This window comes from Ramlibacter sp. GS1-15, assembly GCF_057785015.1.
The window spans coordinates 3382639-3403853 of the sequence record NZ_JBYNTU010000001.1 but is presented as its reverse complement, the minus strand read 5'-3'; the positions used below and the strand labels follow the sequence as shown (position 1 = coordinate 3403853).

Here is a 21215-nt window from a genome sequence, read left to right as displayed (position 1 = left end):
GCATTGTGCTCCGCAGGCCCGGCCTTGTCACCGGAAGGGACCGCCGTCAGCCTGACTCAGCAGTCCCTGTGTGCGGCCGCAGGCCCGGCGTGTCCATCGTCGCGCGCATCACGCATCCGGTCGTGGAGTTCGTGCAGAAGATCTCGCGATTTCCTGCACCCCCGAAAGCCAGGTTCGTGATCGATTCGCCCGGCGCGCCGCGCAGTACCTCGACCGGTTCGGCGCGTCCGTTGAGCACCCACACGTACGCGAGCCCCGGATTCGCGACGAGCAGGCGACCCGCGGTGTCCATGGCCAGGCCGTCGGGCCCGCTCGGGCCATAGGACGTGAAGAATTGCCCGGCCTTGCTCACGCTGCCGTCCGCCAGCAACGGCATGCGCCAGACGCAATTGCCGCGCGTCACCGCCACGAAGAGAAAGCGTTCGTCCGGCGACAGCACGATGCCGTTCGGGCTGGGCACGTTGGACAGCAGCATGTCGAGCCGGCCGCCCGGCGCGAGGCGATACACGCGCCCGCTCGGGTCGTGCAGTCCCGTCTGGCCCTGGTCGGTGAAATACAGGTTGCCGCGGCTGTCGAACGTGAGGTCGTTCACGCCCTTGAAGCGTTCGCTGTTGCGCCGCTCGAGGAAGGGCTTCACCTGGCCCGTGCGCACGTCGAGCAGGACGAGCCCGTTGCGGTAGTCGGTGACGAGCAGTTCGTGGCGCGAGTGGAACTTCATGCCGTTCGGCTCGCCGTCCCATTCGCCGACCAGTTCCCATTCGCCGCGCGCGTCGATCCGGAACACGCGTCCCCACGGGATGTCGGTCACGTACAGGCGGCCCGCGTCGTCGAACACGGGTCCTTCGAGGAACGAGTCGGCGAGCCGGCCCCCCTGGTTCGCGTCGGCCCACGCGCTGCGCCGGCCGGTGCGGCGGAACCGCGCAGGCATCGAGGAGAACACCTCGAGCTCGCGAACCACGGGCGGATTCAACAGGAACATCGCACGATTATTGGCGTTCGAACGAGGCGGTGGCGGCCACCTTGCCCCAGGCGGCGGTGCTCTCCTTGAGCATCCTGCCGAACTCGGCAGCGCCGACTTCGCGCGGCTGGGCGCCCAGGCCTTCGGTGAATTTCACCATGTCGGGCGTTGCCATGGCGGTGGCCACTTCCTTCTGGAGCCGCTCGATCACCGCCGGCGGCGTGCCCTTCGGGGCCCACAGGCCCGTCCAGTTCACCACGCCATCCCATTTCACACCGGCTTCGCGGAAGGTCGGCACGTCCGGCAGCGCCGCGAGCCTTTTGTCGCCGCTGATCGCGAGCAGGCGCATCTTGCCGCCGCGCACCTGGCCCATCAGGCCGGTGGTCGATGCCATCTGCATGTCGATCGTGTGGGCCAGGATCGCTTGCGTTGCTTCCGCGGCGCCTTTGAAGGGCACGTGCATGAACTTGACGCCCGCCGCCGCGCCCAGTGCTTCGGCGGCGAAATGAGGCGTGGTCCCCGCGCCGCCCGAGCCGTAGGTGACCTTGGCAGGGTGCGCCGCCGCTTCATCGATCAGTTGCTTGACGGTCTTGAAGCGCGAATCCGCATTGACGGCCAAGCCCATCGGCGCGAAGACGAAGGCCGCGACGGCAACGAGGTCACGCTCGTGATCGAAGGGCAGCTTCTTGAAGATGTGGGGCAGCAGCGAATACGTGGTGTCGTTCGCCATCAGCGTGTAGCCGTCCGGCTCCGACCGAGCGACTTGCTGCGCGCCGATGGTGCCGGTCGCTCCGGCGCGGTTCTCGACGATGAAGGTCTGGCCGGTCTGCTGGCTGAGCTTTTCGGCCATCTTGCGCGTGACGACGTCGACGGCGCCGCCGGGGCCATAAGGCACCACGATGCGGACCACCTTCGACGGCCAGGGTTGCTCGGCATGGGCGGCGGCAAGGACGGCGCAGGACGCAACCAGCGCGATGAGCAATCTGGACATGAATGTCTCCGGAACCTAAGCGATGGACGCAGGCGCGACGCCTTCGACGACACTGCGCGCATTGCGGACCGCGGCGAGGCCCATGTTGACGTAGGCGTCGCTCGTGACGCCGCCGATGTGAGGGCTCAAGATCGCGTTCGGCGCGCCCTGGAAGGGATGGCCCGGGGTCATCGGCTCGGCGGCGAAGCTGTCCAGGCCAGCCGCGAAGACCTGTCCGCTGCGCAGCGCGTCGAGCAGTGCGGTCTCATCGACCAGGCCGCCGCGCGCGGTGTTCACGACGATCACGCCGCGCTTGCATTTCGCGAGCGTCGCCGCGTTCAGCAGGTGGCGGTTGTCCGCGGTGAGCGGGCAGTGCAGCGAGATCGCGTCGGACTCGCGCCAGAGTGTCTCCAGCTCGACCTGCTGCACGAACTGAGGCACTTGCGACGCGTACGGGTCATAGCCGATCACGCGCATCTCCATCGCCGCGGCCATGCGCGCGAAACGCAACCCGATCGCGCCCAGGCCCACCAGGCCCACGGTTCGGCCGTTCAGCTCGATGCTCTTGTGCATGGCCTTGTCCCAGTGGCCTGCGCGCATGCGCGCGTCCAGCTGGGGCACGGACTTCGCGCAGGCCAGCAGCAGCGCCATCGCGTGTTCCGCCACGGCCGCCGCGTTGGCGCCGGCGGCGGCCTTCACCTCGACGCCGCGCGCGCGTGCGGCCTGCTGGTCGATCGTGTCGGTCCCGCTGCCGTGCTTGGAGATCACGCGCAGCGACGGCGCTGCGGCGATGGCGTCGGCGCCGACCTTGCCGTAGCGCACGATGATCGCCACCGGGTCGAAGCGCCGGCACAAGGCGACGATGTCCTCCTCGCCGGGCGTCTTGCCGGCATACACGACCTCGTAATCGCGCAGCAGCGCGAGCGCTTGCGGCGCGAGGTCCGCAGCGGTGACCAGGACGACCGGTTTGCTCACAGGGTCTCGCCTTCCCCGAGCACGCCCGCGGTGCGCAGCGCGCCGGTGAGCCACTTCGCGGCCGTGTCGCCCTTCTTGATCGCTTCGACGCGCGCGGCTTCGTCGGCGACCTTCTTCGCGGCCAGCGGCAGCAGGCCGGCGATCTTCTCGCGCTCGACGACGACGACGCCGTCCGCATCGCCGATCACGAAGTCGCCCGGGCGCACCGTGACGCCGCCGACGGAGACCGGATGGCCGATGCGGCCGGGAACGTTCTTGGTCGGGCCGTTGGGGTTGGAGCCGGCGGCGAACACCGGGTAGCCCAGCTCCTCGATCTCGAGCGTGTCGCGCACCGCGCCGTCGATCACGACCCCGGCGATGCCCAGCTGCTTGCAGGCCGTGATCATGATGGTGCCCATGAGGGCGGCGCCGAGGTCGCCCTTGCCATCGACGACGAGCACGTCGCCGGGCTTGGCGAGCGACATGGCGGCGTGGATCATCAGGTTGTCGCCGGGGCGCACTTCCACCGTGAAGGCGGAGCCGGCGAATTTCATGCTCGGGCGCACGGCGCGGATGCGTCCGTTCAAGGCGCCGCGGCGGCCGGCGACGTCGGCGAGGATCGCGGCCTGGTAGCCGGCGGCCTCCCGCACGATGCCGGCGGGAACGCGTTCGAAGTGGGTGATGATGTCGGGGTTCATGAGGTGTCCTGTTTTCCTGTTCAATCCAGCTTGGCGCCCGAGTCCTTGACGACCTGGCCCCATTTCGCGATGTCGGTGCGGATCAGCGCGCCGAACTGTTCGGGCGTGCTGGCCGCGAGGTCGACGCCTTGCTCGCTCAGCTTCTTCTTCAGTTCGGGCGATTGCAGGGCCTTGGCGACTTCCGCGTTCACGCGCGTCACGACCTCGGGCGGCAGCTTCGCCGGGCCCAGCACGCCGAACCAGGTCACGGCTTCGAAGCCCTTGTAGCCGGACTCGGCGATCGTCGGAACTTCCGGAAGATCGTTCACCCGCCTGGCCGACGTGACGGCCAGCGCGCGCAGCTTGCCGGTGCGGATGTGGCCGATCAGCGTGGGGATCGACGACATGTACAGCTGCACCGAGCCGCCGATCACGTCCATCACGCCCTGCGAGGCGCCCTTGTACGGGATGTGCGTGAGCTTGATGCCTGCTTCCTTCTGGAACATCTCGGTCGCCAGGTGCGCGACGGTCCCGTTGCCGGAGGTCGCGAAGTTGATCGCGCCGGGCTTGGCCCGGGCGGCCTTCACGACGTCGGCCACGGTCTTGTACGGCGAGTTGGTCGCGACCACCAGCGCCAGCGGCGAGCTGCCGATCAGCGACACGGGCGTCAGGTCCTTCACCGGGTCGTAGGGCAGCTTGCTATACAGCGTGGGGTTGATGGCGAGATTGCTGGTCTGGCCGATCACGAGCGTGTAGCCGTCCGGCGCCGACTTGGCGGCGGCGTCGATGCCGATGTTGCCGCCCGAACCGGCCTTGTTCTCCACGACGAAGTTCCACTTCGTGGTGGCCGTGATCTGGTGCGCCACTTCGCGGGCGATGATGTCCGTGCCGCCACCGGCCGGGAACGGGACGATCAGGTGGATCGGCTTCGAGGGCCAGGTGTCCGCGTGGGCGGCCGCAGCCAGTGTGAGGGCGAGGGCTGCCGCCAGGGCAGCGCGCCGCGTGAGCAAGTTCATCGAATCTGTCTCCTGTATGCCGGCCGCGAATGGCCGATCTCGCCACTGTAGGCGCGTGTTGCACGGCGTACAATGACGTTTCGCAGAATGAACCATGGTCCGGGATACGAAATCGTCCGGTGAAGATGCCGGCGGCGTCACCGCCGTCACGCGGGCGCTGGCCCTGATGGAATGTTTCCAGGTGGGCGAAGCCTCGCTGCCCCTGGCCGAGCTCAGCCGCCGCTGCGGCATGCACAAGACCACCGTCCTGCGCCTGGCGCGGACGCTGGCGATGTCGCAGTACATGGTGCAGACCGAGGACGGGCAGTGGCGCCTCGGGCCGGCCACGGGCTGGCTGGGCACGCGCTACCAGGCGGCATTCGACGTCAACAACGTCGTCGAGCCGACTCTGCACGAGCTCGTGAAGGCGAGCGGGGAGAGCGCATCCTTCTACGTGCGCGAAGGCGACATCCGCTCCTGCATCGCCCGCGTGGAAGGGCCGCGCTCGGTGCGCCACCACGTGCGCATCGGCGAGCGCCTGCCCCTGAACAAGGGGGCGCCGGGCCGCGTGATCCTCGCGTTCTCGGGGGCGAAGGGCGAGATCTATGAGGAAATTCGCCAGCGCGGCTATCACATTTCCATGGGCGAGCGCGAGGCCGATGTGTCCAGCGTCGCGGCGCCGGTGTTCGGGCTGAACTGGCGCCTGCTCGGCTCGGTCTGCATCTCCGGCCCGAGTTCGCGCCTGACCACGGCCCGCCTGGAGAGCCTCGCGAAGATCGTGATCCGCGCGGCGAACCAGCTGTCTTACGGCATCGCCGGTGCGAAGTCGACCCAGACGCCCGCGGTCGTATCGAAGTGGCATCCATGAGGCGGCGGCGCGAGCCGCGGGATGCCCCACGATAATCTCCACGAATTGCTTTGCGATGGAGCCGGCATGAAGTGCGCATTGGTGGGATCACGTTACTTTGGCGCTTTGGTGTTCGAGACGCTGCGCCATGAGGAGGGCATCGAGTTCACGAGCGTGGTCGCACCCGCGGCCGATGACCGCCTCGCGCTGGCCGCGACGGCCGCCGGCTACGCGGTTCACGTGCTCGAGAACCCCAAGCTGGTGCCGGCGGAAGCCATCGCGCCGGGCACCGACCTGATCGTGGCTGCGCACACGCACGCGCGCGTGAGCAACGAGGCCCTGGCGCGATCGCGCCTCGGCGGCATCGGCTACCACCCGTCGCTGCTGCCGCGCCACCGGGGCATCGCCGCGGTGGAGTGGACCATCATGGAAGGTGACCCGATCGCGGGCGGCTCGGTGTACCACCTGGCCGACGGCTGGGACGCCGGCGCCATCGCCGCGCAGGACTGGTGCTTCGTCGCCAAGGGCGAGACCGCCCGTGACTTGTGGGAACGCGCGCTGGCGCCTATGGGCCTGCGCTTGCTGTCGCAGGTCGTGCAGTATGCGCGCCAGCACGGCAGCTTGCCGGCTTATCCGCAGGACCCGCGCTTTGCCACCAAGGCGCCGATGATCCGCAAGCCCGTGGTCCACGCCGAGGGCGAGGCGCCCGCCGCGATCTCGCTGGTGGTCACGATCATGGGCCGCGACCGGCCGGGCATCGTCAGTTCGCTCGCGGATTGCGCGCAACGCTTCGGTGCCAATTGGGCGGCCAGCCGCATGGCACGTGCGGCCGGCGAGTTCGCCGGCATGGTCCAGTTCGATGTGCCGCGCGAAAACGCCGACAAGCTGGCGGAGTCGCTGCGCGGTCTCGAATCCGGCGGCTTGCAGGTCGTGATCGCGAAGAGCGGCGCCGCGCCGGTGCCGGCGTCGATGCGTGCGTTCGATCTCGAACTCGTCGGCGACGACCAGATCGGGATCGTCAGCCGCCTCACGCGCATGCTGGCGCAACGCGGCATCAGCATCGCGAACCTGCATACCGAGATCGTCGGTGGCGGATCGGGCAAGCCGACCTTCAAGATCGGCGCGCAGCTGCTCGTTCCCGCTGCGATCCCGGTGGATGCGTTGCGGCAGGAACTGGACGGGCTCGCCAGCGAAATGGCCGTGGATATCGGCCTGGGCGAGCGCGCGGCCTAAGCCGGCAGGCGCCTCGCCTCGCGCCGCGCGATCCACAGCGTCGAGGCGCAGATCACCGCGCCGCCGACCAGCGTCGACTGGCTCGGCATGTCGCCGAACGCCAGCCATCCGAGCAAGGTGGCCCACACCAGGTCCAGGAACTTCACCGACTGGGTCGCCGAGATGTCGGCCACGCTGAACGAGCGCGTGAGCATGTAGTGGCCGAGGCTGCCGAGGCAGCCGCAGGTGGCGAATGCGAGCAGTTGCAAGGCCGTGGGCGTGGTCCAGTGCGTCACGCCCAGCGGCAGGCTGAGCAGCGCCACCGAGATCGCCTGCCACACGACGATGACCTCCGGCCGTTCGTATTTCGTCAGGCTCTTGGTGATCAGGTAGGAGAGCGCGAACACCGGTGCCGAGCCGAGCATCACCAGCGTGTACCAGCCGCCGCCGCCCGTCAGTTTGGGCGCGACCACGATCAGCACGCCGGCGAAGCCGATGCCTGCGGCCAGCCAGCGCTCCCAGCGCATGCGCTCACCGAACATCCAGGCGGCGCCCAGCATGATGAAGATCGGGCCGGTGAAGCCGATGGCGGTGGTGTCGGCGATGGTGATGTAGGGCAGCGCTGCGAACCAGAGCAGCAGGCCCACGGTGTGCACGCCGCCGCGCACGAACTGGCCGGCGATGCTGTGCGGGATGTAGCTGCGCCAGCCCGCGCGCAGCACGAAGGGCAGCATCACGGCCAGGCCGAACGCGTAGCGCAGGAACTGGGTCTCGAAGGTGCCGACCTGCGCGGTGAGCTTGCGCATGATCGTGTTGAGCAGCGCGAAGGTCAGGCCCGACGCGGCGGACCAGATGAGTCCGCGCACCGTCGGCGGCAGGCGCGAGATGCGCCATTGCGCCACGGCCGCCTGCCGCACCATCGCATGCCGCTTGCGCACCCCACCGCCCGAAACTGCCACGGTCCGTCTCCTTGCGGGACGACTATAGCCCAGAGCGTTAGCATGCTACGAAAGAGCTAGGGAGCAGTCGCGCAGGCGTCTGCAGGGGTCTTGCATCCGGCTTAGGATAGTGTCGTCTTCAGGGCGGGGTGCAATTCCCCACCGGCGGTAGGCGGCTCGAAAGGGCCGTGAGCCCGCGAGCGCGTTCAGTTGAACGGTCAGCAGATCCAGGCAAGAGCTGGAGCCGACGGTCACAGTCCGGATGAAAGAAGATATGCGTTGCGGCGTGCTTGATTGGGGTCAGAGTCCAATCAAGCTTGACCTGCTGCGCAGGTCTTTGATCGCATCGCATTGCGATGTGCTTAATTGGTCTCTGCCCCCAATTGAGCTGCCTTGAAGCGTTTTTGTTCAACAACAGGAGCGTTTCATGACGACGACGATTTCCCAGTCCGTTCTTGCCTTGACCCCGATGCCGGAGGTCATCGCGCAGGTCGCGGCCGGCCGGCCGGTGCTCGTGCTCGATGACGCGGCGCGCGAGAACGAGGCCGACCTCATATGCGCCGCCGATCGCATCACGCCCGCCGTGATGGCGATGATGATCCGCGAAGGCAGCGGCATCGTGTGCCTGTGCATCACGCGCGAGAAGGCGAGCGAGCTGAAGCTGCGGCCGATGGTCGAGGTGAACCGCTCGCGCTTCGCCACCGCGTTCACGCAATCGATCGAAGCGGCGCACGGCGTGACGACCGGCGTCTCGGCGGCCGATCGCGTGCAGACCATCCAGTGCGCGCTGCGCTCGACGCTGGAGCGCAGCGAGATCGTCAGCCCCGGCCACGTGTTCCCGCTGGTCGCGAAACCGGGCGGCACGATCGAGCGCGACGGCCACACCGAAGCGGCGATCGACCTGCCCCGGCTCGCCGGCCTGCCGCCCGCGGGCGTGCTGTGCGAGCTGATGAACCCGGATGGCACGATGGCCCGCGGCGAGCAGGTGCGCGCCTTCGCCGAAAGACACGGCCTGGCGTGCACCACGGTGCAGGCGATCGCTCAGTGGCGGCGCCTCAAGCGCCTTTGAACTCGGGCTTGCGCTTGGCGAGGAAGGCGTCCATGCCTTCCTTCTGGTCGCGCGTGGCGAAGAGCGAGTGGAAGATGCGGCGCTCGAACATCACGCCGTCCGACAGCCCGCCTTCGAAGGCGCGGTTCACCGCTTCCTTGGCCGCCATCGCCGCCAGGCGCGGCATGTCGGCGATCGTGAGCGCGGCGGCGAGCGCCTCGTCCATCAATTTGCCCTGCGGCACGATGCGGCTCACCAGGCCGGCGCGCTCGGCTTCCTGCGCGTCCATCATGCGCGCGGTCAGCACGAGGTCCATCGCCTTCGACTTGCCCAATGCGCGCGGCAGGCGCTGCGTGCCGCCGGCGCCGGGGATGATGCCGATCTTGATCTCGGGCTGGCCGAACTTCGCGTTGTCGGCGGCGATGATGAAGTCGCACATCATCGCCAGCTCGCAGCCGCCGCCCAATGCGAAGCCGCTCACGGCCGCGATCACCGGCTTGCGGATCGAGCGGATGGTTTCCCAGTTGCGCGTGATGAAGTCGCGCTGGTAGACGTCGGCGAATTCGTACTTCGCCATCGCGCTGATGTCGGCGCCGGCCGCGAAGGCCTTCTCGCTGCCGGTCACGATGATGCAGCCGATCGCATCCTGGGCATCGAACGCCTTCAGCGCCGCGCCCAGCTCGTCCATGAGCTGGTCGTTCAGTGCGTTCAATTGCTTGGGGCGGTTGAGCGTGATCACGCCGACCTTGCCGCCTTCGGTGCGGACTTCGATCGCTTCGTAGGCCATGTCTGTTCTCCTTCGGCAAGGACTATACCGAAGGGAAATCCATTAGCCGACCAATCGGTCGGGCAATGGTAAAGTGGCCGCCGGTACAGGAGACGACGATGACCGAACCGAACGTGCTGTACGAGGCGCGCGACAGCGTGGCGCTCGTGACGCTCCATCGCCCGCAGGCCCTGAACAGCTTCACGCGCGCGATGCACGAGGAGCTGTGGGGCGTGCTCGATCGCATCGAGGCCGACAAGGCGATCCGCGCGATGGTGCTCACCGGCGCGGGCCGGGGCTTCTGCGCCGGCGCGGACCTCGCGGAGTTCGATTTCGCGCCGGGGCCGGACCTGGCAAAGCGGGCGGACCCGGGGCCCATCATCGAGAAAGCCTTCAATCCCACGGTGCGCAAGCTGCAGGCGCTGCGCGTGCCCACCATCGCCGCGATCAACGGCAGCGCGGCCGGCGCGGGCGTGTCGATCGCGCTGGGTTGCGACATGGCGCTGGCCGCCTCCAACGCGAGCTTCACGCTGGCCTTCAGCAAGATCGGCCTGGTGCCCGATGCCGGCGGAACCTGGTTCCTGGTCAAGAAGCTGGGCTTGGCGCGGGCGATGGGCGCGGCGATGCTGAGCGACAAGATCGCCGCGCAGGACGCGAAGGAATGGGGATTGATCTGGGACGTCGTGCCCGAGGGCCAGGACTGCGTAGCCGCGGCGATGACGCTCGCGCAGCGGCTTGCCGCCATGCCGACCCGGGCGCTGGTCGAAACGCGCAAGCTGCTGCGCGCCGCAGCGACCAACGAGCTCGACAAGCAGCTCGACCTCGAACGCGACACGCAATCGGCGCTGGGCCGCACGCACGACTACATCGAAGGCGTGATGGCGTTCCGCGAGAAGCGCGCGCCCCGGTTCAAGGGCGAGTGATGGTGACACCCGAGCAGCTCGCCACGCGCGTCGGCGAAGCGATGTTCGCGGCCGACCGCGCCAGCCGCGAATTCATGAAGATGGAGCTGCTGAGCTGCACGCCGGGCCGCGCCGTGATGCGCATGGCCGTGCGCCGGGAGATGCTCAACGGACACGAGATCTGCCACGGCGGCTTCATCTTCACGCTGGCGGATTCGACCTTCGCCTTCGCCTGCAACAGCCACAACAAGGTGACGGTGGCCGCCGGCTGCAGCATCGAGTTCCTCAAGCCCGGCAAGCTGGGTGACGTGCTCACCTGCGAGGGCGTCGAGCAGGTGCTGCAGGGCCGCCACGGCATCTACGACATGAAGGTGACCAACCAGCACGGCGAAGTCGTCGCGATGTTCCGCGGCAAGAGCGCCCACATCCAGGGCCATGTGATTCCGCAGGAGGGCGCGCCATGACCATGATCCATCGGCAGTTCGAACTCGAGCCGATCGAGAAGGCCTCGGTCGACGAATTGCGCGCGCTGCAGTTCAAGCGCCTGCAGTCCACGCTCGCCCACGCCTACGCGAATTCGCCCGTGTACCGCAAGAAGTTCGACGCCGCCGGCGTGCATCCGGATGACTGCCGCACGCTCGCCGACCTCGCGAAATTCCCGTTCACGACCAAGCAGGACCTGCGCGACCACTATCCGTTCGGCATGTTCGCGGTGCCGCGCGAGCAGTGCGTGCGCATCCACGCGTCGAGCGGCACGACCGGCAAGCCGACGGTGGTCGGCTACACGAGGAACGACATCGACACCTGGTCGACCGTGATGGCGCGCAGCATCCGCGCCTCCGGCGCGATGCCCGGCGACCTCGTGCATGTGAGTTACGGCTACGGCCTGTTCACCGGCGGGCTCGGCGCGCATTACGGCGCGGAGCGGCTCGGGCTGACGGTGGTGCCGTTCGGCGGCGGGCAGACCGAGCGGCAGGTGCAATTGATCAACGACTTCCGCCCGGACATCATCATGGTCACGCCCAGCTACATGCTGGCGATCGCCGACGAGTTCGAGCGCCAGGGCCTGAACCCGCGCGAGTCGTCGCTGCGCATCGGCATCTTCGGCGCCGAGCCCTGGACCAACGACATGCGCCATGCGATCGAGCAGCGCATGAACATGGACGCGGTGGACATCTACGGCCTGTCCGAAGTGATGGGCCCCGGCGTCGCCAACGAGTGCATCGAGACCAAGGACGGCCCGACGATCTGGGAAGACCACTTCTATCCGGAGATCATCGATCCGGAGACCGGCCGGCCCGTGGCCGAAGGCGAGCTGGGCGAGCTCGTGTTCACCAGCCTCACCAAAGAGGCGCTGCCGATCATCCGCTACCGCACGCGCGACCTGACGCGCCTTCTGCCCGGCACGGCGCGCACGATGCGCCGCATGGAGAAGATCACCGGCCGCAGCGACGACATGATGATCGTGCGCGGGGTCAATGTCTTTCCGACGCAGATCGAGGAGCTGATCTGCAAGCGCCTGGAGCTCGCGCCGCATTACGTGTGCATCCTCACGCGCGACGGCCCGATGGACGAGTTGACCGTCGCCGTGGAGACGCGGCCCGGCGTGGCGCCCGACAGTGACGAAGCGCGCACCGCCGCGGGACAGCTCGCGCACGAAATCAAGGTTTACGTCGGCACGACGGCGCACATCGAGGTGCGGGCGCCGGGCGGCGTGGAGCGGAGCTTGGGCAAGGCCAAGCGTGTCATCGACCAGCGGAAGCTATAGTTTCGAACAATGAAGACATCCTCCTTTTTCCCGATCGCCTGCGGCGCGCTGGCCGCCGCGTTATGCCTGCCGGCCGCGGCGCAGGACACCACGAAGAAGATCCTCACGCGCGAGGAACTGCGCGCGTGCATGGACTCCGAAGCGCAACTGCCGGGCCGCAAGCAGGCCATCGAGGAGCGCGTGGCCAAGCATGGCCAGGAAGTCGAGGCAATCCGTGCCGAGGCCGTCCAGCTCAATGAGGAGCAGAAGAAGGTGGCCGACGATCCGCCGAACTCGCCGCGCCGCCCGCGTGTCGAGCGCCGCTGGCGCGAGCACGAGGCACGCCTGAAGGCCGCGCAGGAAAGCGGCAATGTACTCGCGAAGGATCGCGATGCGCTCGGCAAGGACGTCGCCGCCTACAACCAGGGCTGCACGGGCGTCTCCTACGACCGCGCCGACCGCGAGGCGATCCTGAAGGAGCGCGAGGCGGCCGGCAAGAAGTAGGGCCTGTTAACAGGCCCTAACCGACCGCCCCGCGTCCGACGCGCATCACAGGCGCACCACTCCGCTGATCGTTCCCACCAGTTCGCCATTGATGTAGAGCGCGCCTTCGGGTGCGCCGCCGTCGCGGTGCATGGCGTGGAATTCCACCGTGTGCACGCTCGCCTCGATCAGTTCGGCCGCCGCCGCGAAGGCCTCGGCCTGCGCGCTCTCGGCCAGGCGCGTCGCGCGCGTCTCCAGCAGCTCGCTCGCGCGGCGCAGCATCGCGGCAACCAGGTTCAATAAGGTGGCCGACAAGGGCGGGGCCGTTTCACCCGCGGCCCAGGGCATCGTTCGCGTCATTGCAATCTCTCCTTTTGCTTTTCTCTCGGGTATCTCCTGGAGGGCCAAAAACAACACGGCCCGGGGGTCTGTCGAACCACCGGGCCGCGCAACGCGCTTCGCTGGGACTGCTTTAGCGAGGCGGGGGCGCGGCGCCCGGGGGGTTGAGTGCACGCGATGCCGATGCGGCGCGAACCCGATGCGACGGCAGTGCGGCCGTCGGCATGGCGACGGCGGCGGGCTGCGGGATCGAGAACGCGATGGACATGGATGGCGGGCGGGTTGATCGGAAGGGCGTCATCGGGGCCTCGCGGCGCCGACTTGCGCAAATGATAAACGACTGATTATCTTGCGCAAGCTGGATTTATCGCCAGCCCGCGCACGGCGTCGCGCGGCCGCGACATGGATGGGCGCGTTCAGCGCTTCTTCTTGAGCGGGGCGACGCCTTGCTGCGACCGCTGCCACAGGCTGCGGCCGTCGTCCGCGGGCGGGGGGGCTTTCGCCGGCGCAGTACTGGGTGCCGGGGTGCCGGGGACCAGCACTTCGCCCAGCAGGTCCAGCAGGCGGGTGCGGGCCCGCTCCGGGTGACGGCGGTAGTACGTGAGCACGAGGCCGACGATGAAGCGCTCGTCGTCATCGCGCGGCGTGTGGCTTTCCGCCGGCGGGGTCGCGACAGACGGCGCTGCCGGCGTCGCGCGCGCACTCGCAGCTGACGCGCCGCCCGTCTCGTGCGGCACGTCCATCCAGCCGTGCGGCTTGTGCGACAGCTGCTCGAACTGGCGCGCCAGCCGCTCGCCGATCTGGCGCGAGCGGCTCTTGATCTGGCTCCAGTAACTCGGCTGGATCTGGAGGCGCTCGGCGAAGCGGCGCTCCAGGCCGCGCAGGGTGGCGGCATCCGGGTCCTTGACCGTGTTGCGGACGAATTCGTCGAACAGCGCCAGTGCGTTGTCCAGGCGGATCGACGCGACGTCGCGCGGTCTGTCATGCATGGACGGCAATGATAAAGCTTCGTTGACCAGCGCGGTCAACCAGTCCTAGCGCTGTTCGATCCGGTCCACCAGGATGTCGACCCAGGATTCCGTCCCCTGGCTGATGCGGATGCGCACGGGCAGGTACTGCAGCGTCGGCGCGAGCCAGATCTCGGCCGTGATGTTGCCGCGCATCTTCTCGATCGGCCGCGGCTTCAGGTGGTACGCCTCGATCGTGCCGAGCTGTGACGTGCGCAGCGGCTCGCGGTCGATGATGTCGTAGGTCCACAGGTCGACACCGCCCGGCCGCGCGAGCCAGATCGTCGTGGTGCCGCCGACGACAAGCTGCTCCTTGCCGGTCGAGAAGCGATGGCTCAACTCGACGAACTGGCTCGCGGTGTCCTGCACGCCGGGCGGCTTGGGCACGGTGCGGCCGTCATTGAGCACGACGCTGTCCGGCCCGAGCTGCACGAGGCGCGTGCGGCCGGGCGTCGATTCCTGGTAGGCCCGCGGTGCGAGCGAATCGCCCGCCAGTTCGCCCTGGCTCAGGAACTGGTAGCCCAGGATGCCCAGGTCCAGTTCAACGCGGGTCTCGTAGCGCTCCTTCTGGCGCAGCCACTGCACGCGGGCACTGCCCGCGAGTTCGCCACGGTACCAGCCCGTCAGGCGATACGACAGGCGCGTGTCCGCCGGCCAGCTGTCGACGCTCGCAGTCGCAGTCGCCGATGCGGCGGGTTGGGGTGCCGAGGCCGGCGCCAAGGCCGGTGCCGACGCGGGCGCCGACGCGGCCGCCGCCGGAACTTCGAAGTCCGAGGCCGCGACTTCGGGCGCGGAGGCCGCCGCTTCCGGGGCCGAGGCAGGCCTGGCCGCGGGCTTCGCCGCAGGTTGGGCCGCCGGCCTGCGCACGGCCGCAAGCAACTCGCGCTTCTTCGCCGGGGGCGGCGCAGGCTTCGCTTCGGGTGGCGGCGCAGCCTCGGGCTTGAGCAGCCGCGTGAACATGGGCGTCGCCATCGGCTTGATCGGTGGCGGGTTGTCGAGCGCTTCGTCCATCCACTGCAGCACCCAGGCATGCAGCGCGATCACCAGCGCGGCGAGCGCCGCGAAGCGGATCGACGGCCGGACCGTCAGGCGTGGGCGGCCAGCCACAATTGCGCCCGCGCCGCTTCGCGCAGCACCAGCCGCCATGTGGTCACGGACGGCAGGGCCAGCTCGAGCCTCAGGAGGCGGCGGTCGCGCGCGACCAGCGCCGTCAGCTTGCGACGCGGGCCGGCGTAGAGCGCCAGGTCGTCGACCTTCGCGAGCCGCCAGGCCTGGCCCGCGACCTCGATGCCGATCCACTCGTCGCCGGCTGCCATGCCCGCCTGTTCGGCCGCGCCGTCGCGCAGCACGTTCTTCAGCACGATGGTGCCGCCTGTCTCGGCTGCACGGATGCCCAGGCGCTGCTGCCATTGCGCGGCGTCCTCGAGCACCTGGATGCCTTGCGTGGCCAGCAGGTCGGCCAGCGGCAGCTCCTTGGTGCCATGTACCCACGCCGCGATCTCGCGCGTGAACGTGCGGCCCCCGAGCTCCTTCAGCACGGCGGCGAAGTCACCTTCGGTCATCGGCCCGGCCATGCAGCGCGCCCACAGCGCGCGCATCGCATCGTCGAGCGAGGCGTGACCTTCCGAACGCAGCGTGAGGTCGAAGCACAGGGCCACCAGCGCGCCCTTGGTGTAGTAGCTGATCGTCGCGTTGGGCGTGTTCTCGTCGGTGCGGTAGTACTTCACCCAGGCGTCGAAACTCGCCTGCGCCACCGACTGGACCTCGCGCCCCGGCGCCTGCAGCACCTGGTTGATGGTCTTGTTCAGCAGCTTGACGTAGGTCGCGTCGTCGATCACGCCGGCGCGGCGCAGCAGCAGGTCGTCGTAGTAGCTCGTGAAGCCTTCGAAGAACCACAGCAGCTGCGTGTAGTTCTCGCGCGTGTAGTCGTAGTGCGCGAACTCCGCGGGCCGCAGCCGCTTGACGTTCCAGGTGTGGAAGTACTCGTGGCTGATCAGGCCCAGCAGCGTGACGTAGCCGTCGGTCTGGCGTGCATCGCCGATGCGCGGCAGGTCGCGCCGCGCGCCGATCAGCGCGGTGGAGTTGCGGTGTTCCAGCCCGCCGTAGCCGTCGTCCACGGCGTTGAGCATGAACAGGTAGTACTTGAAAGGCGGGCGCTTGCGGTCGTGCCAGAAGCGGATCTCGGCCTCGCAGATCTTCTGCACGTCGGCCAGCAGCCGGTCGCCGTCGAACGAGGCCGGCGCGCCCGCGATCACCATGCGATGCGGAACACCCCCTGCCTTGAATTCGGCGTCCCAGAATTCGCCCATCTCCACCGGGCAATCGGCGAGTTCGTCGTAGTCCGTCGCGAGGTACACCCCGAAGCCGCGCTTGTTGATGCGGTAGGCGGCCAGTCCCGTGGCCGCCTTCCATTGCGGCTTGTCGTCCACCGGCGCGAGTTCGAGCGAGTGGACCATGTGCTCCTGGTCGTGCACGCGCAGGCACAGGCTGGTCGCATTGAAGAAGGCCCGCTGCGTGTCGAGCCAGGCCGTGCGCACCGAGTTGTCGAAGGCGTAGACCTCGTACGTGAGCACGAGCGGGCTGCTGGGCACGCAATCGATTTCCCAGCTGCACTTGTCGAGTTGCCTGACGGCGACGGCGCGCTCGTCCTGCTTGGCCGCAAGGCGCTGCAGCTGCTTCGAAAATTCGCGCACGAGGTAGCTGCCCGGGATCCACACCGGCAGCGAGACCTGCTGCTGCGCGGCGGGCTGCGCGATCGCGAGGGTGATGCGGAACAGGTGGGCGTGCAGGCTCGCCGCTTCGACGCGGTAATGCACGCTCGCCACGCGGGATGCCGGACTCACTGCTTTTCGGAGAGGAGCTTCTCGACGTCCTGCGCCGACACGGCGCCCGGCACGCGCCGGCCGTCGGCGAGGATCATGGTCGGCGTGCCCGTCAGCTTGTACTTCTGCCCGAACTCCACGTTGCGCGCGACCGCGGCGGTGTCGCACTTCGCGTCGGGTGCGGCCTTGTTGCGCAGCATCCAGTCCATCCAGGCGGCGCCGCGGTCCTTCGCGCACCACAGGTTGCGCGACTTGTCGTTCGAATCGGGCCCGAGGATCGGGTAGAGGAACATGTAGACCGTCACGTTGTCGACCTTCTGCAGGTCGCGCTCGAAGTGCTTGCAGTACGGGCAGTTCGGGTCCTCGAAGATCGCGACCTTGCGCTTGCCGTTGCCGCGCACGATGGTGAACGCGTCCTTCAGCGGCAGCGCGTCGAACGGCACCGCCAGCAGCTTCTCCTGCCGCTCCTCGGTCAGGTTGCGCCTCTGTTTCGCGTCGATCATGGAGCCGTGGATCAGGAAATTGCCCTCGGCGTCGGCGTAGTACAGGTCCATGCCGACGCGGACCTCGTAGACGCCCGGCATCGGCGTCTTGCTCACCTCGTCGATCTTGCCCATCATCGGCAGCCGCTCGCCGAGGTTCTTCCTGATCTTCTCGACGTCCTGCGCACCCGCGGCGAACACGACGCCCAGCGCCACCACGGCCGCGACGGCGGCATTCCGGATCGATCTCATCGCACTTCCACTTTCAAGATTCAGAGCTTGCCCATCGCCTGTCGCATGAACCAGGCCTTCAGCGGCCCGCTGCGGTCCACGCCCGTCAGGCCCCAGTTGCGCAGGAGCCCCCAAGGGCCGTCCTCGCGCGCGAATAACTGCTGCAGGCCGTCGGTGACGGCGCCCATGGCCAGCACGTCGCCCTTGCGGGCACGTTCGTAGCGGCGCAGCAGTTTGACGTCACCCACGCCGCGCCAGGGCTCCCGCTCGTGCAGCACGCGTGCCAGTTCGCCGGCGTCCGCCAGCCCCAGGTTCAGTCCCTGCCCGGCGAGCGGATGCACGTTGTGCGCCGCGTCTCCGGCCAGCACCCAGCCCGGCCCGCACCAGCGATCCGCCAGCGCCCGCTGCAGGGGCCAGGCCGCGCGCTCGCTGGCGAGCGTCATCTTCCCGAGCGCCCCATGGCACGCATGCTCCACCTGCGCGCAGAAATCCTGCGCCTGCGCCGAGAGTAGCGTGCCCGCGCGCGGCGCCATCACCGACCAGACGAGCGCGACGCTGGAGCCGCCCAGCGGCAGCAGCGCGAGGATCTCGCCGTTCGCGAACCACTGGCGCGCGACGTTGTCGTGCGGTTTTTCGCAGTCCAGGCGCGCGGCGATCGCGTGGTGCGGGTAGGGCGTCACATCGAACTGCACGCCGAACTCCGCCCGCGAGCTGCTCGCGCGCCCCTCGGTGACGATGGTCAGTGAAGACGGCTGCGGCGCGTCTATCCATTCGACCTGCGGCGCGTAACGCAACGCGTCTTCCAGGCGCGCCAGCAGCGCGCCGACGTCGACGATCCACGCCAGCGCGGGCACGCCGGGGTCGCCGGCGCGGAACACCAGCTCGCCGCCTTCGTCACCATGCACTTCCATGCGGGCGACCGGCGTCGCGTGCCGTTCATCGGGCCAGCCGCGCACGCGCTCCAGCAGCTCGCGCGAGGCGGCGTTCAGGGCGTAGGCGCGCACGTCGCTGTTCGCGCCGGAAGCGGGCGCCGGCTGGCGCACCAGCCCGACGCGCAGCCGCTCGCGTGCGAGCAGGAGGGCGAGCGTGCGGCCGACGATGCCGGCGCCACGGATGCAGACATCGAGGGCCATCAGTGCCGCCAATTGTAGGAGGCGGGCACAATCCGCACCCATGAGCAGCACCGAACCCGATGTCCGCACTCGCATCGCGCGGCTATTCGTCTACCCCGTGAAATCCTGCGCCGGCGTCGAGTTGCAGGAAGCCGTGCTCACCGAAACGGGCCTGGACCTCGATCGCGCCTGGATGGTGGTCGACGAGGGCAACGAGTTCCTCAGCCAGCGCGACGAGCCGCGCATGGCTCTTGTCAAGGTCCAGCTGAAGCACACGGAGGTGGTGCTGCGCGCGCCCGGCATGCTGGCGCTGCACCTCGCGATCGAGGCGGTGGACTCGCCGCGGCGGGTGCGTGTGTGGGACGACGAGGTCGAGGCCTGGGACATGGGGTCGGTGGCGGCGCAGTGGTTCACCGATTTCCTGAAGCGCCCGTGCCGGCTGGTGCGCTTCGATCCCGAAGTGCGGCGCGTTTCCAGCCCGAAATGGACGGGGGGCGTCGAAGCGCTGAACCAGTTCAGCGACGGCTTCCCGCTGCTCGTGACGAGCGAAGGCTCGATCGCGGAACTCAATCGCCGCCTGGCCGCGGCGGGCCATGCGCCGGTGGGCATCGAGCGCTTCCGGCCGAACATCGTGCTCGCCGGGCTCGAGGCGCATGACGAGGACAGGTTGGCCGCCATCCGCATCGCGGCCGACCGCGACGTGGTGCTCGAGCCCGTGAAGCCGTGCACGCGCTGCACGATTCCCGATGTCGATCCGGCGACCGGCGTCGCTTCGCCCGAAGTCGGGGCGATGCTGCGCAGCTATCGCAGCAACGAGGAGATGAATGGTGCGATCACCTTCGCGATGAACGCCATCGTGCTCGAAGGCATCGACGCGATGCTGCGCGTCGGCCAGGACGTCACGGCGAACTGGGCCTTCGACTGATCGAGACGACCGAGCCCGTCGGCGGGACGCTGTCAAGCAAGGCCGAATCGGATTCGGGTTCGGCGGGCTGGGTCTCCCGCGCATCGACGAAGCGGATCGGCCGGCGCGTGCGCGGCGACATGCTCATGAGCAGTTCATCGAGGGCCATGGTCAGCTCCTCGGCCTCGCCCATGCGTTCATCGAGCAGCACGGCGGCGATGTGGAACTGCAGCGTGACCTCGGGTTTGAGGCCCTTAAGCGGCATCAGCCCGGCGGCGATCAGGCGCGCGGCGCGGTCCGTCACCGCGATGCGCGAGGTGACGCCTTCCAGGATCAGGCCGAAGCGCGCCTCGCCGATGCGGCTCACGGTGTCGACGTCGCGCAGCAGGCGGCGCAGCTTGATCACGCTGCGCAACAGGCTCTGTTCGGCCACGGCCGTGCCGAACCGCGTCTTGATCGCCGGGTAATTCACCAGGTCGATGAAGACGATCGCCGCGTTGTCGGGGTCGCGCTTGTAGCGCGCGATCACCTGGCGCAGGCGGTCGCGGAACAGGTGCGCGGCCAGCAGGCCCGTGAGCGCGTCCTGCGTCGACAGCGCCAGTTCGCGGATCTGCGCGCCATGGCGCTCGCGCGACCGGATGTTGAGGGCGACCAGCAGCAGTGGCACCTCGACGGCCATCGCGACCACGATGGCGTACTGGGTGCCGAAGGACACCGGCAGCCAGCCCGCCATCCGCGACACGCTCAACAGGACGGCCATGGCCAGCGGCGCGTAGGCGGCCAGCACCCAGGCGCCGACCTCGTCGGATCGCCGGCAGGCCTCGAAGGCGACCCACATGTTGATCAGCACGACCGCGACGGTGTAGACGCCCGTGACGGTCAGGCCCGCGCCCTTGGGCATGGCCGGGAACAGGCCCGCGAGCGCGATGCCCGCGAAACCGATGCCCAGCACCAGCTTGTCGACCAGGTGATGGCGACCCGAGATGCCGATCAGGTTGCGCACGAAGAGGATCGCGGCCGCGCCGGCGAGCAAGGCCAGCATCGCCTGCGGCGCGTCCCACAGCGCGCCGAAGCCGGGCCACAGCAGGTGGGCCGCCGCGCCGGTGTAGGCCGCCGCGCTCAGCGTGGTGATCAGGGCGTAGCCCGCATACCAGCCATACACCCCATCGCGGTACACGAACGCCTGCGCCACGCACGCGATGATCAGCAGCAGCAGGGCGCCGAACGTGGTGCCGAGGCCGAGGTACTCGACCTGGATGCGCTCGTCGAAGGCGGATTCGGTGAGGATCTGCACCGGGAAATTCGCCGGCGTGAAGTGGCGGATGCGCGCATAGACGTCGCGCACCTGGCCGGGCGGCAGTTCGAGCCTGAAGTGCGGATAGCGCCCCGGCTCGGCCCAGCCGGCGACTGCGATGGTGTCGCCCGCGGTTTGCCCGACCCATTGGCCGCGATCGTTCTGCTGGTAGAGCGTCACGCTGTCGAGGGTCGGCATCGGGAACGTCATGACCCAGCCGTTCTCCACCCCCCGGGCGCGGGAGAGCCGCCAGTGGATCCACAGCTGGCCTTGTTCCCCGAGCGAATGAATCTGGTCGCTGTGGCCCCGCACGAACTGCACGCCTGCGCCGCCCTGCGCGACGCGCTCGATGGGGACCGTGCCCTGCGGGTCGAACCAGACGGCGCCGGCTTCCATCCCGTCGACGTGCATCTGGGGATCGACCAGCTGCACCGTCGCAGGCGCCGCGGACCCGGCGCCCGACGCCGCGCAGCACACCAGCACGAGCGATGCCGCCAGGACGCGCCAGAGGCTTCGCATACACTTTC

Annotated in this window: 22 protein-coding genes and 1 riboswitch; of the genes, 8 read left to right on the top strand and 14 right to left on the bottom strand. The window is 68.7% G+C overall.

Going from position 1 to position 21215, the window contains the following annotated elements; all coding sequences use genetic code 11:
- Positions 1–46 precede the first annotated feature (46 nt).
- From AC3EF3_RS17050 to AC3EF3_RS17030, 5 genes are read right to left on the bottom strand one after another with little or no spacing between them, the layout of a single operon-like run.
- Complete coding sequence (locus AC3EF3_RS17050; RefSeq protein WP_488533334.1) at positions 47–979, bottom strand: SMP-30/gluconolactonase/LRE family protein; 933 nt, start codon at positions 977–979, stop codon at positions 47–49.
- A gap of 7 nt (positions 980–986) precedes the next feature.
- A complete protein-coding gene (locus tag AC3EF3_RS17045; RefSeq protein WP_488533333.1) occupies positions 987–1949 on the bottom strand; it encodes a Bug family tripartite tricarboxylate transporter substrate binding protein in 963 nt (320 codons plus the stop codon).
- A gap of 15 nt (positions 1950–1964) precedes the next feature.
- A complete protein-coding gene (locus AC3EF3_RS17040) occupies positions 1965–2903 on the bottom strand; it encodes a hydroxyacid dehydrogenase (RefSeq protein WP_488533332.1) in 939 nt (312 codons plus the stop codon).
- Positions 2900–3580, bottom strand: a complete 681-nt coding sequence (locus AC3EF3_RS17035) for an RraA family protein (protein ID WP_488533331.1) — start codon at positions 3578–3580, stop codon at positions 2900–2902. Before AC3EF3_RS17035 ends, AC3EF3_RS17040 begins: the two co-directional genes overlap by 4 nt.
- 20 nt (positions 3581–3600) lie before the next feature.
- Positions 3601–4575 (bottom strand): tripartite tricarboxylate transporter substrate binding protein, encoded by a 975-nt coding sequence (locus AC3EF3_RS17030; RefSeq protein WP_488533330.1) that lies wholly within the window; start codon positions 4573–4575, stop codon positions 3601–3603.
- 94 nt (positions 4576–4669) lie between these two features.
- Between AC3EF3_RS17030 and AC3EF3_RS17025 the strand changes: the two genes are divergently transcribed.
- Both AC3EF3_RS17025 and AC3EF3_RS17020 read left to right on the top strand, forming a co-directional pair.
- The gene (locus tag AC3EF3_RS17025; RefSeq protein WP_488533329.1) at positions 4670–5422 is read left to right on the top strand and encodes an IclR family transcriptional regulator; all 753 of its coding nucleotides are present in this window, start codon (positions 4670–4672) and stop codon (positions 5420–5422) included.
- 66 nt (positions 5423–5488) lie between these two features.
- On the top strand, positions 5489–6634 hold the full coding sequence (locus AC3EF3_RS17020; RefSeq protein ID WP_488533328.1) for an ACT domain-containing protein: 1146 nt from the start codon (positions 5489–5491) through the stop codon (positions 6632–6634).
- Here AC3EF3_RS17020 and AC3EF3_RS17015 read toward each other — a convergent pair.
- The gene (locus AC3EF3_RS17015) at positions 6631–7572 is read right to left on the bottom strand and encodes a DMT family transporter (RefSeq protein ID WP_488533327.1); all 942 of its coding nucleotides are present in this window, start codon (positions 7570–7572) and stop codon (positions 6631–6633) included. The genes AC3EF3_RS17020 and AC3EF3_RS17015 overlap by 4 nt on opposite strands.
- Before the next feature lie 110 nt (positions 7573–7682).
- A riboswitch (FMN riboswitch) is annotated at positions 7683–7829 on the top strand.
- Positions 7830–7978: 149 nt separating this feature from the next.
- Between AC3EF3_RS17015 and ribB the strand changes: the two genes are divergently transcribed.
- Positions 7979–8620 carry a 3,4-dihydroxy-2-butanone-4-phosphate synthase gene (gene ribB, locus AC3EF3_RS17010; protein WP_488533326.1) on the top strand — a complete coding sequence of 214 codons (642 nt, stop codon included), beginning with the start codon at positions 7979–7981 and terminating at the stop codon, positions 8618–8620.
- Here the strand turns inward: ribB and AC3EF3_RS17005 are convergent.
- Positions 8607–9386: an enoyl-CoA hydratase gene (locus AC3EF3_RS17005; protein WP_488533325.1), complete on the bottom strand. Its 780-nt coding sequence runs from the start codon at positions 9384–9386 to the stop codon at positions 8607–8609. The two genes, ribB and AC3EF3_RS17005, sit on opposite strands and share 14 nt — an antisense overlap.
- A gap of 98 nt (positions 9387–9484) precedes the next feature.
- On the opposite strand from AC3EF3_RS17005, the gene AC3EF3_RS17000 reads away from it, so the two are divergent.
- From AC3EF3_RS17000 to AC3EF3_RS16985, 4 genes are read left to right on the top strand one after another with little or no spacing between them, the layout of a single operon-like run.
- Positions 9485–10288 carry an enoyl-CoA hydratase-related protein gene (locus AC3EF3_RS17000; protein ID WP_488533324.1) on the top strand — a complete coding sequence of 268 codons (804 nt, stop codon included), beginning with the start codon at positions 9485–9487 and terminating at the stop codon, positions 10286–10288.
- On the top strand, positions 10288–10731 hold the full coding sequence (gene paaI, locus AC3EF3_RS16995) for a hydroxyphenylacetyl-CoA thioesterase PaaI (RefSeq protein ID WP_488533323.1): 444 nt from the start codon (positions 10288–10290) through the stop codon (positions 10729–10731). Before AC3EF3_RS17000 ends, paaI begins: the two co-directional genes overlap by 1 nt.
- A 2-nt stretch (positions 10732–10733) precedes the next feature.
- The gene (gene paaK, locus AC3EF3_RS16990; protein WP_488533819.1) at positions 10734–12035 is read left to right on the top strand and encodes a phenylacetate--CoA ligase PaaK; all 1302 of its coding nucleotides are present in this window, start codon (positions 10734–10736) and stop codon (positions 12033–12035) included.
- A 9-nt stretch (positions 12036–12044) separates the two neighbouring features.
- The gene (locus AC3EF3_RS16985) at positions 12045–12518 is read left to right on the top strand and encodes a hypothetical protein (protein WP_488533322.1); all 474 of its coding nucleotides are present in this window, start codon (positions 12045–12047) and stop codon (positions 12516–12518) included.
- A 45-nt stretch (positions 12519–12563) separates the two neighbouring features.
- On the opposite strand, the gene AC3EF3_RS16980 is transcribed toward AC3EF3_RS16985, so the two are convergent.
- The 6 genes from AC3EF3_RS16980 to AC3EF3_RS16955 form a co-directional block, all read right to left on the bottom strand.
- On the bottom strand, positions 12564–12857 hold the full coding sequence (locus AC3EF3_RS16980) for a hypothetical protein (protein ID WP_488533321.1): 294 nt from the start codon (positions 12855–12857) through the stop codon (positions 12564–12566).
- A gap of 395 nt (positions 12858–13252) precedes the next feature.
- Positions 13253–13825 (bottom strand): hypothetical protein, encoded by a 573-nt coding sequence (locus AC3EF3_RS16975; protein WP_488533320.1) that lies wholly within the window; start codon positions 13823–13825, stop codon positions 13253–13255.
- A 45-nt stretch (positions 13826–13870) separates the two neighbouring features.
- Complete coding sequence (locus AC3EF3_RS16970) at positions 13871–14950, bottom strand: DUF3108 domain-containing protein (RefSeq protein WP_488533319.1); 1080 nt, start codon at positions 14948–14950, stop codon at positions 13871–13873.
- Positions 14929–16686, bottom strand: coding sequence for a M61 family metallopeptidase (locus AC3EF3_RS16965; RefSeq protein ID WP_488533318.1), 1758 nt, complete (start codon positions 16684–16686; stop codon positions 14929–14931). The genes AC3EF3_RS16970 and AC3EF3_RS16965 overlap by 22 nt, the downstream gene beginning before the upstream one ends.
- A complete protein-coding gene (locus AC3EF3_RS16960; protein WP_488533317.1) occupies positions 16683–17399 on the bottom strand; it encodes a DsbC family protein in 717 nt (238 codons plus the stop codon). Before AC3EF3_RS16960 ends, AC3EF3_RS16965 begins: the two co-directional genes overlap by 4 nt.
- A gap of 20 nt (positions 17400–17419) precedes the next feature.
- Complete coding sequence (locus AC3EF3_RS16955; protein WP_488533316.1) at positions 17420–18511, bottom strand: FAD-dependent monooxygenase; 1092 nt, start codon at positions 18509–18511, stop codon at positions 17420–17422.
- Between the two features lie 40 nt (positions 18512–18551).
- Between AC3EF3_RS16955 and AC3EF3_RS16950 the strand changes: the two genes are divergently transcribed.
- Positions 18552–19415, top strand: coding sequence for an MOSC domain-containing protein (locus tag AC3EF3_RS16950; RefSeq protein ID WP_488533315.1), 864 nt, complete (start codon positions 18552–18554; stop codon positions 19413–19415).
- Here AC3EF3_RS16950 and AC3EF3_RS16945 read toward each other — a convergent pair.
- The gene (locus AC3EF3_RS16945; RefSeq protein ID WP_488533314.1) at positions 19390–21207 is read right to left on the bottom strand and encodes a sensor domain-containing diguanylate cyclase; all 1818 of its coding nucleotides are present in this window, start codon (positions 21205–21207) and stop codon (positions 19390–19392) included. The genes AC3EF3_RS16950 and AC3EF3_RS16945 overlap by 26 nt on opposite strands.
- Positions 21208–21215 lie beyond the last annotated feature (8 nt).

What these genes read in the sequence shown, in the direction of transcription:
- AC3EF3_RS17050 (WP_488533334.1), bottom strand. Translation starts at nt 979, where the DNA reads ATGTTCCTGTTGAATCCGCCCGTGGTTCGCGAGCTCGAGGTGTTCTCC.
- AC3EF3_RS17045 (WP_488533333.1), bottom strand. Translation starts at nt 1,949, where the DNA reads ATGTCCAGATTGCTCATCGCGCTGGTTGCGTCCTGCGCCGTCCTTGCC.
- AC3EF3_RS17035 (WP_488533331.1), bottom strand. Translation starts at nt 3,580, where the DNA reads ATGAACCCCGACATCATCACCCACTTCGAACGCGTTCCCGCCGGCATC.
- AC3EF3_RS17030 (WP_488533330.1), bottom strand. Translation starts at nt 4,575, where the DNA reads ATGAACTTGCTCACGCGGCGCGCTGCCCTGGCGGCAGCCCTCGCCCTC.
- AC3EF3_RS17025 (WP_488533329.1), top strand. Translation starts at nt 4,670, where the DNA reads ATGGTCCGGGATACGAAATCGTCCGGTGAAGATGCCGGCGGCGTCACC.
- AC3EF3_RS17020 (WP_488533328.1), top strand. Translation starts at nt 5,489, where the DNA reads ATGAAGTGCGCATTGGTGGGATCACGTTACTTTGGCGCTTTGGTGTTC.
- ribB (WP_488533326.1), top strand. Translation starts at nt 7,979, where the DNA reads ATGACGACGACGATTTCCCAGTCCGTTCTTGCCTTGACCCCGATGCCG.
- AC3EF3_RS17005 (WP_488533325.1), bottom strand. Translation starts at nt 9,386, where the DNA reads ATGGCCTACGAAGCGATCGAAGTCCGCACCGAAGGCGGCAAGGTCGGC.
- AC3EF3_RS17000 (WP_488533324.1), top strand. Translation starts at nt 9,485, where the DNA reads ATGACCGAACCGAACGTGCTGTACGAGGCGCGCGACAGCGTGGCGCTC.
- paaI (WP_488533323.1), top strand. Translation starts at nt 10,288, where the DNA reads ATGGTGACACCCGAGCAGCTCGCCACGCGCGTCGGCGAAGCGATGTTC.
- paaK (WP_488533819.1), top strand. Translation starts at nt 10,734, where the DNA reads ATGATCCATCGGCAGTTCGAACTCGAGCCGATCGAGAAGGCCTCGGTC.
- AC3EF3_RS16985 (WP_488533322.1), top strand. Translation starts at nt 12,045, where the DNA reads ATGAAGACATCCTCCTTTTTCCCGATCGCCTGCGGCGCGCTGGCCGCC.
- AC3EF3_RS16980 (WP_488533321.1), bottom strand. Translation starts at nt 12,857, where the DNA reads ATGACGCGAACGATGCCCTGGGCCGCGGGTGAAACGGCCCCGCCCTTG.
- AC3EF3_RS16975 (WP_488533320.1), bottom strand. Translation starts at nt 13,825, where the DNA reads ATGCATGACAGACCGCGCGACGTCGCGTCGATCCGCCTGGACAACGCA.
- AC3EF3_RS16960 (WP_488533317.1), bottom strand. Translation starts at nt 17,399, where the DNA reads ATGAGATCGATCCGGAATGCCGCCGTCGCGGCCGTGGTGGCGCTGGGC.
- AC3EF3_RS16955 (WP_488533316.1), bottom strand. Translation starts at nt 18,511, where the DNA reads ATGGCCCTCGATGTCTGCATCCGTGGCGCCGGCATCGTCGGCCGCACG.
- AC3EF3_RS16950 (WP_488533315.1), top strand. Translation starts at nt 18,552, where the DNA reads ATGAGCAGCACCGAACCCGATGTCCGCACTCGCATCGCGCGGCTATTC.
- AC3EF3_RS16945 (WP_488533314.1), bottom strand. Translation starts at nt 21,207, where the DNA reads ATGCGAAGCCTCTGGCGCGTCCTGGCGGCATCGCTCGTGCTGGTGTGC.